This window comes from Streptomyces sp. NL15-2K, from assembly GCF_030551255.1.
Taxonomy (GTDB): Bacteria; Actinomycetota; Actinomycetes; order Streptomycetales; family Streptomycetaceae; genus Streptomyces.
The window spans coordinates 5,218,887-5,233,367 of sequence record NZ_CP130630.1 but is presented as its reverse complement, the minus strand read 5'-3'; the positions used below and the strand labels follow the sequence as shown (position 1 = coordinate 5,233,367).

The window sequence follows — 14,481 nt, the reverse complement described above, 5'->3', positions numbered from 1 at the left end:
TGGGGCTCCGCCCCCGGACCCCCATCGGCCTCGCGGCCTCGTCCACCCCAAGTCGCAGCTCCGAGCCGCCGGAAATACGCGATACCGTCATCCAACGGGTATCCAACGCACCGACCCCGGAGGGGACTTCGTGGGTATCGAGAGTGACCAGGTCGTCTACGAGTATCTGAGCCGCGTCGGTGACGTCGCTCAGCAGCGGCAGCTGCCGTCGTCCACCCGCATGCGCCTGGTCTCGGAGCTGCGCAACGAGATCGACCGGCGCCGGGCCAAGGCCCCCGTCGACAGCCCCGCCGCCGTCCGCCGCATCATCGCCCGGCTCGGCAGCCCGCACGAGGTCGTCGACGCCGCGGGCGGTACCGGCGGCAGCGCCTCGCAGGCGCCGGCCGCCTCCGTACCCGTACAGCGGGCCGTGGACAAGGACTCCGACGACGACGGCGGCGGCCGGCCGAAGGGGCTGCGGCGGGTCGTGCCGCGCCCGCGTCCGGCCCAGGCGCCGCGCCCCGAACCCTCCGAGGGGCCCTCCCCGCCGCACCTCGCGGGCGAGGACGAGCTCGGGGACACGGCGGCCCAGCCCGACTGGTGGCGGGTCGACAGCAGCCCCTTCGGTGTCGGCGACAGCGTGCCGGGGTTCGTCGGCGGCGTGGAGATCCCGGAGCTGCTCAAGCCGCCGCCACCGAAGGAGCCGGCGAAGGAGACGTCGGTCGAGAAGCCCGCACCGACCCTGGAGAAGGCCGAGGAGGCCGAAGCCGTCGTAGTGGAGGCCCCGGCTCGTCGTCGGCGGCGGTTCCTGCCCCCGCTGCGTGGCAACGGCAAGGGCAAGGGCGTGGTCACGGGCACGCGCGGTCGCTGGAGCAACCCCCTCCTGCTCCTCGCCGCCGGACTCCTCGTCGCGGGTGCGATCCTCGGCAACCTGGTCGCCCTGCTGCTGGGCTGGGGCATCGCCTACCTCTCGCGGCGGCTGTCCGACGCGGAGACGAAGTTGGCGGTGATGATCCTGCCCGGCCTGTCGGTCGCGGCCGGGCTCCTCTGGCTGTGGGGCCGTACCGAGGGCCGCTGGGGCACGCCCATCGCCGAGGGGCAGATGAACGACGCGGTCGCCCAGACCTGGCCGTGGGTGCTGCGGGGCGCCGCCGTGGCGTCGGCGCTGTACCTGGTGTGGCGGTCGCAGAAGCAGAGGTAGGTCACGAGCAGAGGTAGGTCACAAGCGGAGGCAGCTCACACAGAGGCAGCTCACACCTCTCGGCCCTCTCGGCCGCCTGACCCGCGTACCCGCTGGGCACAATGGCCCATATGGCCTCTACGACCTTCTCCGCCCCCGCCGCCTCCTCCGCCCTCCCGGCCCCGACCGTCGGCTTCGACCTCGACATGACCCTCATCGACTCCCGGCCCGGCATCCGCGCCTGCTACCTGGCGCTGTCCGAGCGGACGGGGACGTACATCGACGCCGATCTGGCCGTCACCCGGCTCGGTCCGCCGCTGGCCGAGGAGCTGGTCCACTGGTTCCCGGCGGAGGAGGTGGAGGCGATGAGCGACCTCTACCGGTCCATGTACCCGACGATCGCCATCGTGCCGACGCTCGCGCTGCCCGGTGCCCGCGAGGCGATCGCGGCCGTACGGGAGGCCGGCGGCCGGGCCGTCGTCGTCACCGCCAAGCACGAGCCCAACGCCAAGCTGCACCTGGAGCACCTGGGCATCGAGCCCGACGCGGTCGTCGGCGACCTGTGGGCGGAGCAGAAGGCCGAGGCACTGCGCGAGCACGGGGCGACCGTCTACGTCGGCGATCACGTCGGGGACGTCCGGGGCGCCCGGGCCGCCGACGCCCTGTCGGTGGCGGTCGCGACGGGGCCGTGCGCCAGGGATGAGCTGAGCGCCGCCGGGGCGGACGTGGTCCTGGCGGACCTCACCGAGTTCCCGGGGTGGCTTTCGGCCTATCGCCCCGCCCGCGCCTGACGGCGCCCCGCCGCGACCGACCGCAGTACGCCGGCGCCGGCCACCAGGAACCCGACGCCCATGAGCATGCTCAAACCGAACATGTACGTCGGAAAAGGCGTCGTACCGAGAAGGAACGGCGCCACGGTGACGAGAGTGGCCACGGCACCGATGAAGAACACGATCGCACCGGTACGGATCAGTCGGTCACCGGGCGCGGCGGAATTCGTTTGGGTTTTGTCACGCACTCGACCAGGGTAGTTCCCTGCGCGAAGGAACAACCGGGTGACGTCTTGTCACCGGCCTGAAGAGCATTAGCCTTGGTACCGGCGGGTCCCGACGACCCGCCCGAGTGCTATCAAGAGCCGTTTCAGAAGCAGTTTTCCCGACGAGTACGAGGACGAGGACAGACGTGCCTACCGGCAAGGTCAAGTGGTTCAACAGCGAGAAGGGCTTCGGCTTTCTCTCCCGCGACGACGGCGGTGACGTCTTCGTCCATTCCTCGGTCCTCCCCGCCGGAGTCGAGACGCTCAAGCCCGGACAGCGAGTGGAGTTCGGAGTCGTCGCCGGGCAGCGCGGTGACCAGGCCCTTTCGGTCACCATCCTCGACCCGACCCCCTCGGTCGCGGCCGCGACCCGCAAGAAGCCGGACGAACTCGCCTCCATCGTCCAGGATCTGACGACCCTCCTCGAGAACATCACCCCGATGCTGGAGAGGGGCCGCTACCCCGACAAGACCGCCGGCAAGAAGATCGCGGGCCTGCTGCGCGCGGTCGCCGACCAGCTGGACGTCTGACCGTCTCAGGAGCTCACGGGAAATCGAGCGCGTTCGGGCCGAGGGGCGGCACCAGCCCCTCGGCCGCCGCGCGCGTCAGAAGCCCCCGGACCGCCGCGTAGCCGTCCTCTCCGAGGTCGGCGGTGAATTCGTTGACGTACAGGCCGATGTGCTGGTCGGCTACGGCCGGGTCCATTTCCTGGGCGTGTTCCATCACATACGGACGGGAGACCTCCGGGTCGTCCCAGGCCGCACGTACGGACGTGCGAATGGAATCGGCCAACAACGTCAGAGTTTCGGCCCCCAGTGAGCGCTTCGCGATGATCGCGCCCAACGGAATCGGCAGCCCGGTCGTGTTCTCCCAGTGCTCGCCCATGTCCGCGAGCTTGTGCAGCCCGTAGTTCCCGTACGTGAAGCGTGCCTCGTGGATGACGAGCCCCGCGTCCACCTTTCCGTCCCGTACGGCGGGCATGATCTCGTGGAACGGCATGACCACGATCTCGCCGACTCCACCCGGCAGCGTGTCCGCCGCCCACAGCCGGAACAGCAGATACGCAGTCGACCTCTCGCTCGGCACGGCGACGGTACGGCCCGTCAGGTCGACCCCGGCCTCCCGCGTGAGCACCAGCGGCCCGCAACCCCGGCCCAGCGCACCCCCGCACGGCAGCAGCGCGTACTCGTCGAGGACGTACGGCAGCACGGCGTACGACACCTTCAGCACGTCGAACTCGCCGCGCTCGGCCATACCGTTGGTGATGTCGATGTCCGCGAAGGTCACGTCGAGAGCGGGGGCGCCGGGGACGCGGCCGTGGGCGAGGGCGTCGAAGACGAAGGTGTCGTTGGGGCAGGGGGAGTAGGCGATCTGCAGAGACCGCGCGGGCTCACTCGTTGGGGTCAGTGGGGTCATATGGGTTCCAACTCTCCAGTACGGGCCTGAGCTTCCCGAAACCCGCCGTCAGCGCCGTGAGAGCGTCGCCGATGCGCCAGGCGGCGCGGTCGCGCGGGCCGACCGGGTTGGAGACCGCGCGCAGCTCCAGCACGGGCGTGTGGTGCAGGGCCGCCGCCTCGGCGACACCGAAGCCCTCCATGGCCTCGGCGAGGGCGCGGGGGTGACGGGCACGGAGAACCGCGGCGCGCTCGGCGGTGCCGGTCACGGTGGAGACGGTGAGTACGGCACCGGCGCGCGCTCCGGTGGCCGACACGACATCTCGTACGAGTGTTTCCGGCGGACGATGGCTGACACTCCCGAAGCCCAGCTCGGTCACCGGCAGAAACCCGTCGGCGGTCTCGGCGCCCAGATCGGCCACGAGGATCTCATCGGCGACGACGAGCGAGCCGAGGGGAGCCTCGGGCTGAAAACCACCGCCGATCCCGGCGGAGACGACGAGGCCGTAGGGGGCGCCTTCGAGGGCGGCCGCAGTGAGGGCGGAGGCGGTGGAGGCGGCGGCGAGGGCGGGGCCTACGCCGACGGCGAGGAGGTCGATGGTGGTCTTACCGGCAGTGGGTTGGGCACAGCCTGCAACGCCGGGCACGGCCTCAACGGACCTCAGTGACAGCCGACCCAGCGGCACCCCGTCAAACGCCTTCGCCACCGCATCCCGTTCAACAGGAACCGCGGTGGCTACGAGGACGCGCATGGCCGGCCGCAGCTCACGCGTCCGCGTTCTCCAGCTTGAAGTTCCACACACCCTTGAACTCGTCGCTCTGCGCGGCCTTGTTCTGCTCGACGATGCTGATGTTCAGCGTCTTCGGCGCGGCCTGACCCTGCTGATCGGCGAAGAGGTCGACGCCCTGGAAGGAGTAGTACGTCTTCTTGTACACGCTCGTGACCTGCTGACCGTTGATCCACAGGGCCCAGCCCGTGTCCGCGACCTCCGGGTCGACCCCGATCCGCAGCGTCTCGCTCTGCGGCACCTTGATCGTGTCCGACGCCTTCTTCAGCGCGCACTTGGTGGCTTCCTCGCGGCCGAGGTTCTTGCCGTCCTCGTAGCACTCGGCCTCGGAGCTCACCGAGTCGTGGCCGACCGTCACGGTGGCGCGCGGCGTCGGCTTGTCGCAGGCCGACAGGACGAGCAGTCCGGCGGTAACGGCGCCGGCGGCGGCGACGGCGCGGCGGCGTCGCACAAAGCGGTGTTCATTAGCGGCTCTGCCGCGGGGCAGGGTGGTCATGGCCGAAGGCTATCTGGCGCCATGAGTGGTCCTCCTACGCGGGGTGCGGCGTGCCGTACCCGAGAAGCTCCTCACGCCACCCTCGGCCGCGCGTGACCGCCCTGCCGGGCCGAGCTCAGCAGGCCCTTGACGGTGGTCAGCCAGCCGGTGGCGACGACCGCGGCGCCGACGAAGAGGCCCAGCGTGCCGTTGAGGGGCAGCACGATGCCGACCGCCCCACCGAACACCCAGGACATCTGGAGCAGCGTCTCGGAGCGCGCGAACGCCGACGTACGCACCTGCTCCGGCACATCCCGCTGGATCAGCGCGTCCAGCGACAGCTTGGCCAGGGCCTGCGAGAACCCGGCCACCGCCGCCAGACACGCCACCAGGAACGCGCCGAAGAAGATCGCGGCCGTGATCGCGGTGCCCAGCACGAACGCGACGACCGTCACGATGATGATCTCCGGCGCCTTCGAGCGCAGCCACGCCCCGACCGCCGTACCGAGTGCGTTGCCCACACCCGCCGAGACGACCACCAGGCCCAGCGAGACCGCCGCGCTCTCGCCCGTCAGCGGGTGCTCCCGCAGCAGGAAGGCGAGGAAGAAGGTCAGGAAGCCGGAGAGCCAGCGCAGGGCGGCGTTGGCGCCGAGGGCGTGGGTGACGGCGATGCCGACCGTCCGCAGCCCCGGACGCTTGACCGGCTTCAGGTGCGGCCCGTGCAGGTGCGCTTCGTCCGCCGCCAGCAGCGCGGTGTCCTCGCCCTTGGCCGAGTCGACCTTCGGCGGGAGCGAGAAGGACAGGAACATACCGGCGATGAAGATCACGAAGGCGCCGTAGAGCGGCCAGCGCGGACCGATCGCCTGCAATCCCGCCGCGATCGGCGCGGCGATACCGGTCGCGAGGAGTCCGCCGAGGGTGACACGTGAGTTGGCTTTCACCAGGGAGAAGCGGGGTGGCAGGAGCCGGGGGACGACGGCACTTCTGACCACGCCGTACGCCTTCGACGCGACCAGCACGCCGAGCGCGGCCGGATACAGCTCGATGCTGCCGGTGATGACCGCGCCGGACAGGACGAGCGCGAGCAGGGCCCGGGCGAGCATCGCGCCCGCCATGGCGGCGCGGCGGCCGTGCGGGAGCCGGTCGAGGAGCGGGCCGATCACCGGGGCGAGGACCGTGAAGGGCGCCATGGTGATCGCGAGGTAGAGGGCGACGCGGCCGCGGGCCTCGTCGGTCGGGACGGAGAAGAACACGGTGGAGGCGAGGGCGACGGTGATCATCACGTCCCCGGCGCCGTTCACACCGTGCAGCTCGATCAGCTTGCCCAGGCCGGACTCGCCGGCGCCGTGCGCGTGGGTCGCCTTGCGGATGCCGCGGGCGGGGCCGGTGACGGGGAGGTGCAGGGCACGACCGACCGAGCGGAGAGAGCCGCCGACCCGGCCCGACCCGCTGCCTCGACTGCTCCCCTTGAAGCCCTTGATGCCTTTGATGCCCTTGAGGCCTCTGGCTCCCTTGGGCATTCCTTTGGGCCCACCGATCCCGGTGGCATCTTGGGGCGACTTCGCGGCTGCCACCCCGTCATAGTGCCCCGAGAATGCTGTGTGTAGTGCGGTTACGCGCCTATGACCGCGCACTTCCGGTGGCCGTCGCCCCGGCCAGCCGCCGGGGAACGGTCCGGTGACAGTCCGGTGGGTGTAGGCGTCGGTGTAGGCCAGGGCCACGCGAACAGGTAGCGTGCATATCTCAGCCATCCCGCAGAATGGGTGGTACAGGTGCGCCCGAGCGTGAGCGGGCGTGGACGTCGACGCGGTCCCCGGGTCCGCTCCGTCCGCCCCGCCGCCGACAGGCAGCGGCACCCGAGAGACGGCGTAGGAGAGAAGCGATACCTGTGAGCGCAGCGACCACGCGAAGCCGCACCCCTGACCGCCTGTGCGCCGAGGCCGTCGACCTCGCCCGCTCCGCCGCGGAGGAGGCAGCCGCACCAGGTGTCGTAGGCGAGCACGCCGGTCTGGTGTCCGAGGGTGACCGTGTCGTCACGCACTTCTTCGAGTGCAAAGAGCTCGGATACCGGGGCTGGCGCTGGGCCGTGACGGTCGCCCGTGCCTCCCGTGCGAAGGTCGTCACGCTGGACGAGGTGGTCCTGCTGCCGGGGCCGGACGCGCTCCTCGCCCCCGAGTGGGTGCCGTGGAGCGAGCGGCTGCGGCCGGGCGACATGGGCCCGGGCGACCTGCTCCCCACCGAGGCCGACGACCTCCGCCTGGAGCCCGGTTACACCGGCGAGGACGAGCCGCTGCCGAGCTCCCCCGTCTCGCACGAGATGGCCGAACTGGTCGAGGCCGAGGACGCGGAGGTCACCCAGGCCGCCCCGGCGAACCTCCCCGTCGCCCCCGTACGCGGTTCGATCGCCGCGATCGCCGAGGAACTCGGCATGCGCCGGGCCCGCGTGCTGTCCCGCTACGGCCTGCACGTCGCCGCCGACCGCTGGGAGGAGTCCTACGGCGCCAAGACCCCCATGGCCCAGGCGGCACCCGCGTCCTGCGTGAGCTGCGGCTTCCTCGTGCCGATCGGCGGATCACTGGGCCAGGCCTTCGGCGTCTGCGCGAACGAGTTCTCACCGGCCGACGGGCGGATGGTGTCCCTGTCGTACGGCTGCGGCGGCCACTCCGAGGCAGCGGTCATGCCGAAGCCACCGCGTCCGGCTCCGCCGGTGATCGACGAAACGCGGGTGGATCCGTTCCCGCTGCGGCCGGCTCGGGATTCGGGGTCTGTGCCGGAGATCTCCGACGAGGACGTGGAGTTGGGGCACTCGTAGCAGCCACGGCAGTGGCCGCACCGGAGGCGTGGGCCTCCTTCGGGCCCGGCATTTGCGAGTGACCGTTGGGCCGCCCGCTTCTTTGCCAGTGTCGTGCTTCCACGACCCGAGTAAAGGGCGCTCCGCGTCGCCTTCGGCGATCGGCCTACGGCCGACCCTTGACTCGGCTCGCTCCAGCACGGGTGAGAAGCGAGCGGACGGCCCCGGAGGGACGGGTGGCCCAGGTGGGGTCCCCTTGCGTCGGCCGAGGGGCGGACCGGCGTCCGGGAACGCGGTCGCGCCTCGCCAGCACGCCGGGAGGGCTCAGCGGCGATCGGTGAGTGGGGGGTTGCGGGGCACACTGGGCTCAGCGGGCCATCCAGCGGTCCATCTCCCGCGCCCGCGTGTCCAGCGCGGTGACGACGGCGGCTGACGCGGTCCGGGGATTGCCGGGAACCTGCACGTCGCGCTGGACGCCACCACACACGTGGCCGGACCCCGGCTCGGGCATCTCCACCTCGATTCCCGCACGCCGCGCGAGCGCGACCGCCGTCGCCATGAACCCCTCGGAGAGCGCGAGGATCACGGAGTGCCCCGTCCGGCAGCGCCAGGCGACCAGGCCACCGGGTCGGTAATTGGCAGATCTGTTCCACCGGCACGAGTACCTGACCTGCGGTTTTCTCTCGCGAGGGTGGAACAGATCTGCCAATTACTGCCCGAGCCCACCGCTCAGCCCTCCGAGCTGCGGGAGGGGACGGATCGGGGCATGCGCGGCTCTGGCCCGCCCGCCGCCCGGGTCCCCCTGCCTGCCCGCACCTCCCACTCACCGCAAGCCGCTGAGCCGACCCGGCGTGCCCCCGCTCCGCCGGCGCGCCCCGCAACCCCCACTCACCGATCGCCGCCAGGCCCACCCGGCGTGCTGGCGAGGCGCGAGCGCGCGCCGCAACCCCCACTCACCGATCGCCGCCAGGCCCACCCGGCGTGCCGGCGAGGCGCGAGCGCGCGCCGCAACCCCCACTCACCGATCGCCGCCAGGCCCACCCGGCGTGCCGGCGAGGCGCGAGCGCGCGCCCCGCATCCCCCACTCACCGATCGCCGCCAGGCCCACCCGGCGTGCCGGCGAGGCGCGAGCGCGCGCCCCGCATCCCCCACTCACCGATCGCCGCCAGGCCCACCCGGCGTGCTGGCGAGGCGCGACCGCGCCCCGAACCCCGGCCCACCCCCCCAACCGACCCAAGGGACTGGCGGACCTGGGCCACCCATCCCTCCGGGCCGCCCGCTCGCTTCTCACCCGTGCTGGAGCGAGCCGAGTCAAGGGTCGGCCGTAGGCCGATCGCCGAAGGCGACGCGGAGCGACAGCGGAGCGCCCTTTACTCGGGTCGTGGAAGCACGACACTGGCAAAGAAGCGGGCGGCCCCACGGTGCCGATCAACTACGTCCAGGTGGCCGACCCGCTCTGCGGTGCGCTCGGCCGAGGAGCCCCCGGCCGACCCCGGGGCGGGCGGCGGCGCACCCACGCCCCCCAGGCGGTACCTTCGTCCTCACGTAGATGAGGAGAGGGAAACGTGAGCAAGTTCGTGCGGCCCGCGGCCGAGGGCGCGGACCCCTTCGGGACCGCCCGTCTCAGGCGAGGCGTGCTGGACGCCTGGGCCACCAGCCCCGCCCGCTTCCGCGAGGACGCCAACGCCGAGGAAGATCTTGTCCTCGGGGGGTACCGGGACCGGCTCGTCGTCGAGCTCGCCCAGAACGCCGCCGATGCCGCCGCCAGGGCGGGCGTACCCGGCCGCCTCCGCCTCACCCTCCGCGACGGCGTCCTCGTCGCCGCCAACACCGGCGCCCCTCTCGACGCGGCGGGAGTGGAGTCCCTGTCGACCCTCCGCGCCTCCGCCAAACGCGACACCCCCTCCGTCGGCCGCTTCGGCGTCGGGTTCGCCGCCGTTCTCGCCGTCACCGACGAGCCCGCCGTCGTCGGCCGGCACGGCGGCGTCCGCTGGTCCCTCGGCGAGGCCCGGGTCCTGGCCGCCGACACGGCCCGGCACAGCCCGGGGCTGGGGGACGAGATCCGCCGCCGTGACGGGCACGTGCCGCTTCTCCGGCTTCCCTTCGCCGCCGAGGGCACCGCCCCCGACCCGTACGAGACGGCCGTCATCCTGCCCCTGCGAGACACGGCCGCCGCCGATCTCGCCGAGCGTCTCCTGAACGCCGTCGACGACGCTCTCCTCCTCGCCCTCCCCGGCCTCGAAGAGGTCGTGATCGAGATCGAGACCGAGGAGACCCGGACCCTGCGCCGCCGTACCGACGGGGCCTTCACCGTCGTAGAGGATTCGCGGGACGGTACGACCTACTGGCGTACGACCGCCGCGCACGGGCCGCTCACGCCGGACCTGCTAGCCGACCGCCCCGTCGAGGAGCGCCTGCGCCCCCACTGGTCGGTCACCTGGGCCGTGCCCGTCGACGCCACCGACGGCACCCCGGCCCGCCCCCGCACCAGCCCCTTCGTCCACGCGCCCACCCCCAGCGACGAGCCCCTCGGCGTGCCCGCCCTGCTCATCGCGTCCTTCCCGCTGGACTCCACCCGCCGGCATGCCGCGCCCGGCCCGCTGACCGACTTCCTGGTCCAGCGGGCGGCGGACGCGTATGCCGCGCTCCTCGCCGACTGGCGGCCGGTGACCACCGGCATCATCGACCTCGTGCCCGGCCCGCTGGGCAAGGGCGAGCTGGACGGCGCGCTGCGCCAGGCGATCCTCGAACGGCTGCCCCGGACCTCCTTCCTGCCCCCGGCCCTCGAACCCGCCCGTCACGACACCGACCTGCCCGAATCCCTCCGCCCCCGCGACGCCGAGGTGGTGGAAGGGGCGGGTACGGATACTGTGCGCGTCCTCGCCGAGGTGCTTCCCACCCTCCTCCCCGCCGGGCTCGAACGGCGCGTGGAGCTGCGGACGTTGGGTGTTGCCAGGGTCCCGCTCACCGACGCCGTGGACCGGCTGGCGGGGCTGGAGAAGGCCCCGGACTGGTGGCGGCGGCTCTACGACAGCCTCGCCGGCGTCGACCCGGACCGGCTCTCCGGGCTGCCCGTGCCGCTCGCCGACGGCCGGACCACCATCGGCCCCCGCCAGGTCCTCCTCCCCATCCCGGACGCGGCCCGTATCGACCCCGAGGTCCTCGCCCGGCTCGGCCTCAAGGTCGCTCACCCGGACGCCGCCCACCCGCTCCTGGAGAAGCTCGGCGCGCTGCCCGCGACTGCGCGAGCCGTTCTCACGACGCCGCAGGTCAGGGCCGCCGTAGCCGCGTCCCTCGACGACGAGGGCGGACTGGACTGGGAGCAGGACGCTCCCGACGCCGAGGAGCTCGCCGACACCGTCCTCGCCCTCGTCCGGGACGCCGGCCTGGAACCCGGCGACGAGCCCTGGCTCGGCGCCCTCGCTCTCCCCGACGAGGACGGGGAACCGGCACCCGCGGGCGAACTCGTCCTCCCCGGCAGCCCCTTCCACCAGGTCATGCGGGAAGGGGAACTCGCCGCGGTGGACGCCGACTTGGCGGACAAGTGGGGCGAACAACCGCTGGCCGCCTGCGGCGTTCTCGCCAGCTTCGCGCTCGTCCGCGCCACCGACGTCGTCCTCGACCCGGACGAACTGGAGCCCCGCGAAGGAGACTTCGCCGAGCCCGACGACGCGGGTCTGCTGGACGCCGTGGACGTGTGGTGCGAGGACATCCTCGACCGCTTCCCGGACACCCCCGTACCGCCGGTCGCCACGGAGCTCGTCGCCGTACGGGACCTGGACCTGGTCGACGACGACAAGTGGCCCCAGGCGCTGGCGCTGCTGTCGCAACCCCCCTTGCGTGACGCGATCGTCCAACCGGTACGGATCCTTCTCCCCGACGGCACGCACGAGGTCGTACGGCCGTACACGGCCTGGTGGCTGCGCGGGCACCCGGTGCTCGACGGCCGCCGCCCGGCCGGCCTCCTGGCCGCCGGCGGCGACCCGCTCCTGCGCGGCCTCTACGACGAGGCCGACGCGACCGGCTTCGACGACGAGCAGGTGCTGCGGGCGCTGGGCGTACGGACGTCGGTGGCCGCGCTGCTGGACGAGCCGGGGGGTGCGGCGGAGCTCCTCGACCGCCTCGCCGACCCGGACCGTCGGGTCACGTCCACCCAACTGCACGCCCTCTACAGCGCGCTGGCCGACCTGGACCCCGACCAGGTGACCCTGCCGGACGAGCTGCGGGCCGTCGTGGACGGGCGGGTGGAGGTCGTGGACGCGGCCGACGCCGTGGTCGTCGACTCGCCGGACCTGCTCCCGTTCACGGAGGGCGTCCCGCTGCTGCCGGTCCGGCCGACACGGGCGGCCGAGCTGGCCGAGCTCTTCCAGGTGCGGCGCCTGAGCGAGTCCGTCACGGGCGAGGTGTCCTCCGAGGGCACGGAGCACGACGTACCGGAGTCGGTGCGGGTGCTGCTCGGGGCGCGGACCCCTTCGTCGTACGTCGAGCACGAGGAACTGGTCGTCGACGGGGTCGCGTTGGACTGGCGGCTCACGGCGGACGGGGTGCTGCACGCCGCGACTGTGGAGGGCGTGGCCGCCGGGCTGGCCTGGGCGGCGAGGCAGTGGCCTCGGCGGTTCGAGGTGGCGGCGCTGCTGGAGGATCCTTCGCGGACGGAGGAGTTGGCGCGGGATCGGTGGTTCGACTGATCTTTGAATTTCCTGCACATTTCCCTCACTGATCGCACAACCGTTCCCTTGCGTCGCGAATCTGATCTGACGAGTCAACAGACTCTGCGATCACTTGGGCCTCGCCGTGACCACGAGCCGTGTGCAACGACGGGCGGCGGGGCCCCTTTCAACGTGGGGAACACATGCGCATACGTGCCACCGTGGCCGCCGTCACCGGCGCCCTGGCCCTGTCCGCCCTCGTCGTACCGGCCGCGCAGGCCGACTCGCAGGGTGCCGCGAGCCTGGACCGGCCGAGCGCCGCGGAGCGCTTCGGCGCCTCCTCCGCCAAGTCGGCGTTCAGCACTGCCGCCGCCGCGCCCACCGTCTCCAATGTCAAGGTGAACGCCGGCAAGAACGTCGTCGTCGGCGCCAGCGCCGCCAAGACCATCACCGTGTCCCTGACTGCCAGCCACCCCAGCGGCATCGAGGACGCCTACATCGACCTGTGGCACGGAACGGACGTCGAGGAGGACGTCGACGGCTTCCTCCCGCCGAACGAGGAGGTGGCCAACTGCACGGCCACCAGCGCCACGACGTCGAACTGCAAGCTCACCATCACGGCCACACCTGGTGTGACCGGCGGTGGGATCGGTGACCTGTACGCCAACCTGCTGGCCGGTACCTGGCACGTCACCGTGGGCGCCCTCTCCGCTGACGGCGAGATCTACTGGAACGACTTCTACAGGACCCACAAGGTCCAGAGGCTGTCGAAGCTGACGGTCAACGCCTCCCCGGAGCCGGTGAAGAAGGGCAAGACCATCACCATCACCGGCAAGCTCTCTCGCGCCAACTGGGAGACCTTCAAGTACGCCGGCTACACCAACCAGCCGGTCAAGCTCCAGTTCCGCAAGAAGAGCAGCACCACCTACACCACCGTGAAGACCATCAAGACGAACTCCACGGGCAACCTGAGCACCACCGTGAAGGCGTCCGCCGACGGCTACTTCCGGTACTCCTTCGCGGGCACCTCGACCACCCCGGCGGTCAACGCCACGGGTGACTTCGTCGACGTGAGGTGACCACGCGCGGTAACAAGCGGTAACAATCGGAACGCCGGCCCCGGGTCTCCAGGGGTCGGCGTTTCCGTTTGTGTCATACGCGAGCTAAGCATTGGCTATGCGCCGGCCAAATCAAGCCAGGTGGCCACAACTCTCCCCGCCCCTCGCGGATCTGATCACCCGAGTCAAGAGACTCCTAGATCACTTCTCCACCTGGGGAACACATGCGCATCCGTGCCACCGTGGCCGCCGTCACCGGCGCCCTGGCTCTCTCCGCCCTCGCCGTGCCGGCCGCGCAGGCCGCCGACACCTCGTCGTCCTTCCGTACGGACGCCGCGAAGGCCTTCGCCGCAGCGCACACCGCGCACACCGCGCACACCGCACACTCCGGCATCACCGCGTTCAGCACCTCCGCCGACACGACGGCCCTGGACGTCACCTTCTCGAACCTCAAGATCGCCGCGGCGATCAAGGTCGGCACCACCAACAAGGTCGCCAGCACGGTCACGTACACGATGACCCACGGCTCGGACGTCGACATCACCTCCGACGACTTCGCCACCGGCCCCTACATCTACAAGGGCTCGTACGACTCCCCGTCCAACATGCTGTTCGGCGACTACCCGGCGACCTGCACCGCGACTTCGTCGACCACCGCCACCTGCAAGGGTGACATCGACATCTACCCGGCCGAGGGGGAACTGATCAACGCCGACGCCGGCACCTGGTCGGCCGGCGCGCTGGCCCTCACCTACAGCAACTCGGCGGAAGCCGACCAGGGCGGCCTCGGCACCACCAAGGTCCAGCGCTACTCCACGCTGAACGTCAACGCCGGTCCCGAGCCGGTCTACAAGGGCAAGACCGTGACCTCCACGGGCAAGCTGGCCCGCGCCAACTGGGAGGACAACAAGTACCACGGCTACACCAACCAGCCGGTCAAGCTCCAGTTCCGCAAGGCCGGCACCAGCACGTACACCACCGTCAAGACTGTCTACTCGGACTTGTACGGCAACCTGAAGGCCACCGCCACGGCCACCTACGACGGCTACTGGCGCTTCAGCTTCGCGGGCACCACGACGACACCGGCGGTCAACGCCGTCGGTGACTACGTCGACGTGAGGTAACCGCCGG

General features: G+C 71.7%; 13 protein-coding genes. 7 read left to right on the top strand and 6 right to left on the bottom strand.

The features are described 5' to 3' along the window. Nucleotides 1-130: 130 nt before the first annotated feature. Entirely contained in the window at nucleotides 131-1,180 is a 1,050-nt protein-coding gene (locus Q4V64_RS23270; RefSeq protein ID WP_124441220.1) for a hypothetical protein, read from the top strand. Between the two features lie 110 nt (nucleotides 1,181-1,290). Continuing rightward, nucleotides 1,291-1,950, top strand: coding sequence for an HAD family hydrolase (locus Q4V64_RS23265; RefSeq protein ID WP_124441221.1), 660 nt, complete (start codon nucleotides 1,291-1,293; stop codon nucleotides 1,948-1,950). Here the strand turns inward: Q4V64_RS23265 and Q4V64_RS23260 are convergent. Further along, nucleotides 1,929-2,177: a hypothetical protein gene (locus Q4V64_RS23260; RefSeq protein ID WP_124441222.1), complete on the bottom strand. Its 249-nt coding sequence runs from the start codon at nucleotides 2,175-2,177 to the stop codon at nucleotides 1,929-1,931. The genes Q4V64_RS23265 and Q4V64_RS23260 overlap by 22 nt on opposite strands. Before the next feature lie 164 nt (nucleotides 2,178-2,341). Here Q4V64_RS23260 and Q4V64_RS23255 point away from each other — a divergent pair, with 164 nt between their 5' ends. Then, nucleotides 2,342-2,725: a cold-shock protein gene (locus Q4V64_RS23255; RefSeq protein ID WP_095748666.1), complete on the top strand. Its 384-nt coding sequence runs from the start codon at nucleotides 2,342-2,344 to the stop codon at nucleotides 2,723-2,725. A 13-nt stretch (nucleotides 2,726-2,738) separates the two neighbouring features. On the opposite strand, the gene Q4V64_RS23250 is transcribed toward Q4V64_RS23255, so the two are convergent. From Q4V64_RS23250 to Q4V64_RS23235, 4 genes are all read right to left on the bottom strand, one after another. After that, entirely contained in the window at nucleotides 2,739-3,611 is an 873-nt protein-coding gene (locus Q4V64_RS23250) for a 1,4-dihydroxy-6-naphthoate synthase (protein ID WP_124441223.1), read from the bottom strand. Continuing rightward, nucleotides 3,586-4,341 (bottom strand): futalosine hydrolase, encoded by a 756-nt coding sequence (locus Q4V64_RS23245; protein WP_124441224.1) that lies wholly within the window; start codon nucleotides 4,339-4,341, stop codon nucleotides 3,586-3,588. Before Q4V64_RS23245 ends, Q4V64_RS23250 begins: the two co-directional genes overlap by 26 nt. A gap of 13 nt (nucleotides 4,342-4,354) precedes the next feature. After that, complete coding sequence (locus Q4V64_RS23240; RefSeq protein ID WP_124441225.1) at nucleotides 4,355-4,873, bottom strand: hypothetical protein; 519 nt, start codon at nucleotides 4,871-4,873, stop codon at nucleotides 4,355-4,357. 71 nt (nucleotides 4,874-4,944) lie between these two features. Beyond that, nucleotides 4,945-6,426: an MFS transporter gene (locus tag Q4V64_RS23235; RefSeq protein WP_172629283.1), complete on the bottom strand. Its 1,482-nt coding sequence runs from the start codon at nucleotides 6,424-6,426 to the stop codon at nucleotides 4,945-4,947. A 314-nt stretch (nucleotides 6,427-6,740) separates the two neighbouring features. On the opposite strand from Q4V64_RS23235, the gene Q4V64_RS23230 reads away from it, so the two are divergent. After that, on the top strand, nucleotides 6,741-7,664 hold the full coding sequence (locus Q4V64_RS23230; protein WP_124441227.1) for a DUF3027 domain-containing protein: 924 nt from the start codon (nucleotides 6,741-6,743) through the stop codon (nucleotides 7,662-7,664). Nucleotides 7,665-8,010: 346 nt separating this feature from the next. Here Q4V64_RS23230 and Q4V64_RS23225 read toward each other — a convergent pair whose 3' ends face one another. Continuing rightward, on the bottom strand, nucleotides 8,011-8,352 hold the full coding sequence (locus tag Q4V64_RS23225) for a DUF6086 family protein (protein ID WP_124441228.1): 342 nt from the start codon (nucleotides 8,350-8,352) through the stop codon (nucleotides 8,011-8,013). Nucleotides 8,353-9,208: 856 nt separating this feature from the next. Between Q4V64_RS23225 and Q4V64_RS23220 the strand changes: the two genes are divergently transcribed. The 3 genes from Q4V64_RS23220 to Q4V64_RS23210 all read left to right on the top strand — a co-directional run bounded on the left by Q4V64_RS23220 (nucleotide 9,209) and on the right by Q4V64_RS23210 (nucleotide 14,474). Next, nucleotides 9,209-12,331, top strand: coding sequence for a molecular chaperone Hsp90 (locus tag Q4V64_RS23220; protein WP_124441230.1), 3,123 nt, complete (start codon nucleotides 9,209-9,211; stop codon nucleotides 12,329-12,331). A 164-nt stretch (nucleotides 12,332-12,495) separates the two neighbouring features. Further along, nucleotides 12,496-13,371, top strand: a complete 876-nt coding sequence (locus tag Q4V64_RS23215) for a calcium-binding protein (protein ID WP_124441231.1) — start codon at nucleotides 12,496-12,498, stop codon at nucleotides 13,369-13,371. Between the two features lie 203 nt (nucleotides 13,372-13,574). Continuing rightward, nucleotides 13,575-14,474, top strand: coding sequence for a hypothetical protein (locus tag Q4V64_RS23210; RefSeq protein WP_124441232.1), 900 nt, complete (start codon nucleotides 13,575-13,577; stop codon nucleotides 14,472-14,474). Nucleotides 14,475-14,481: the final 7 nt, after the last annotated feature.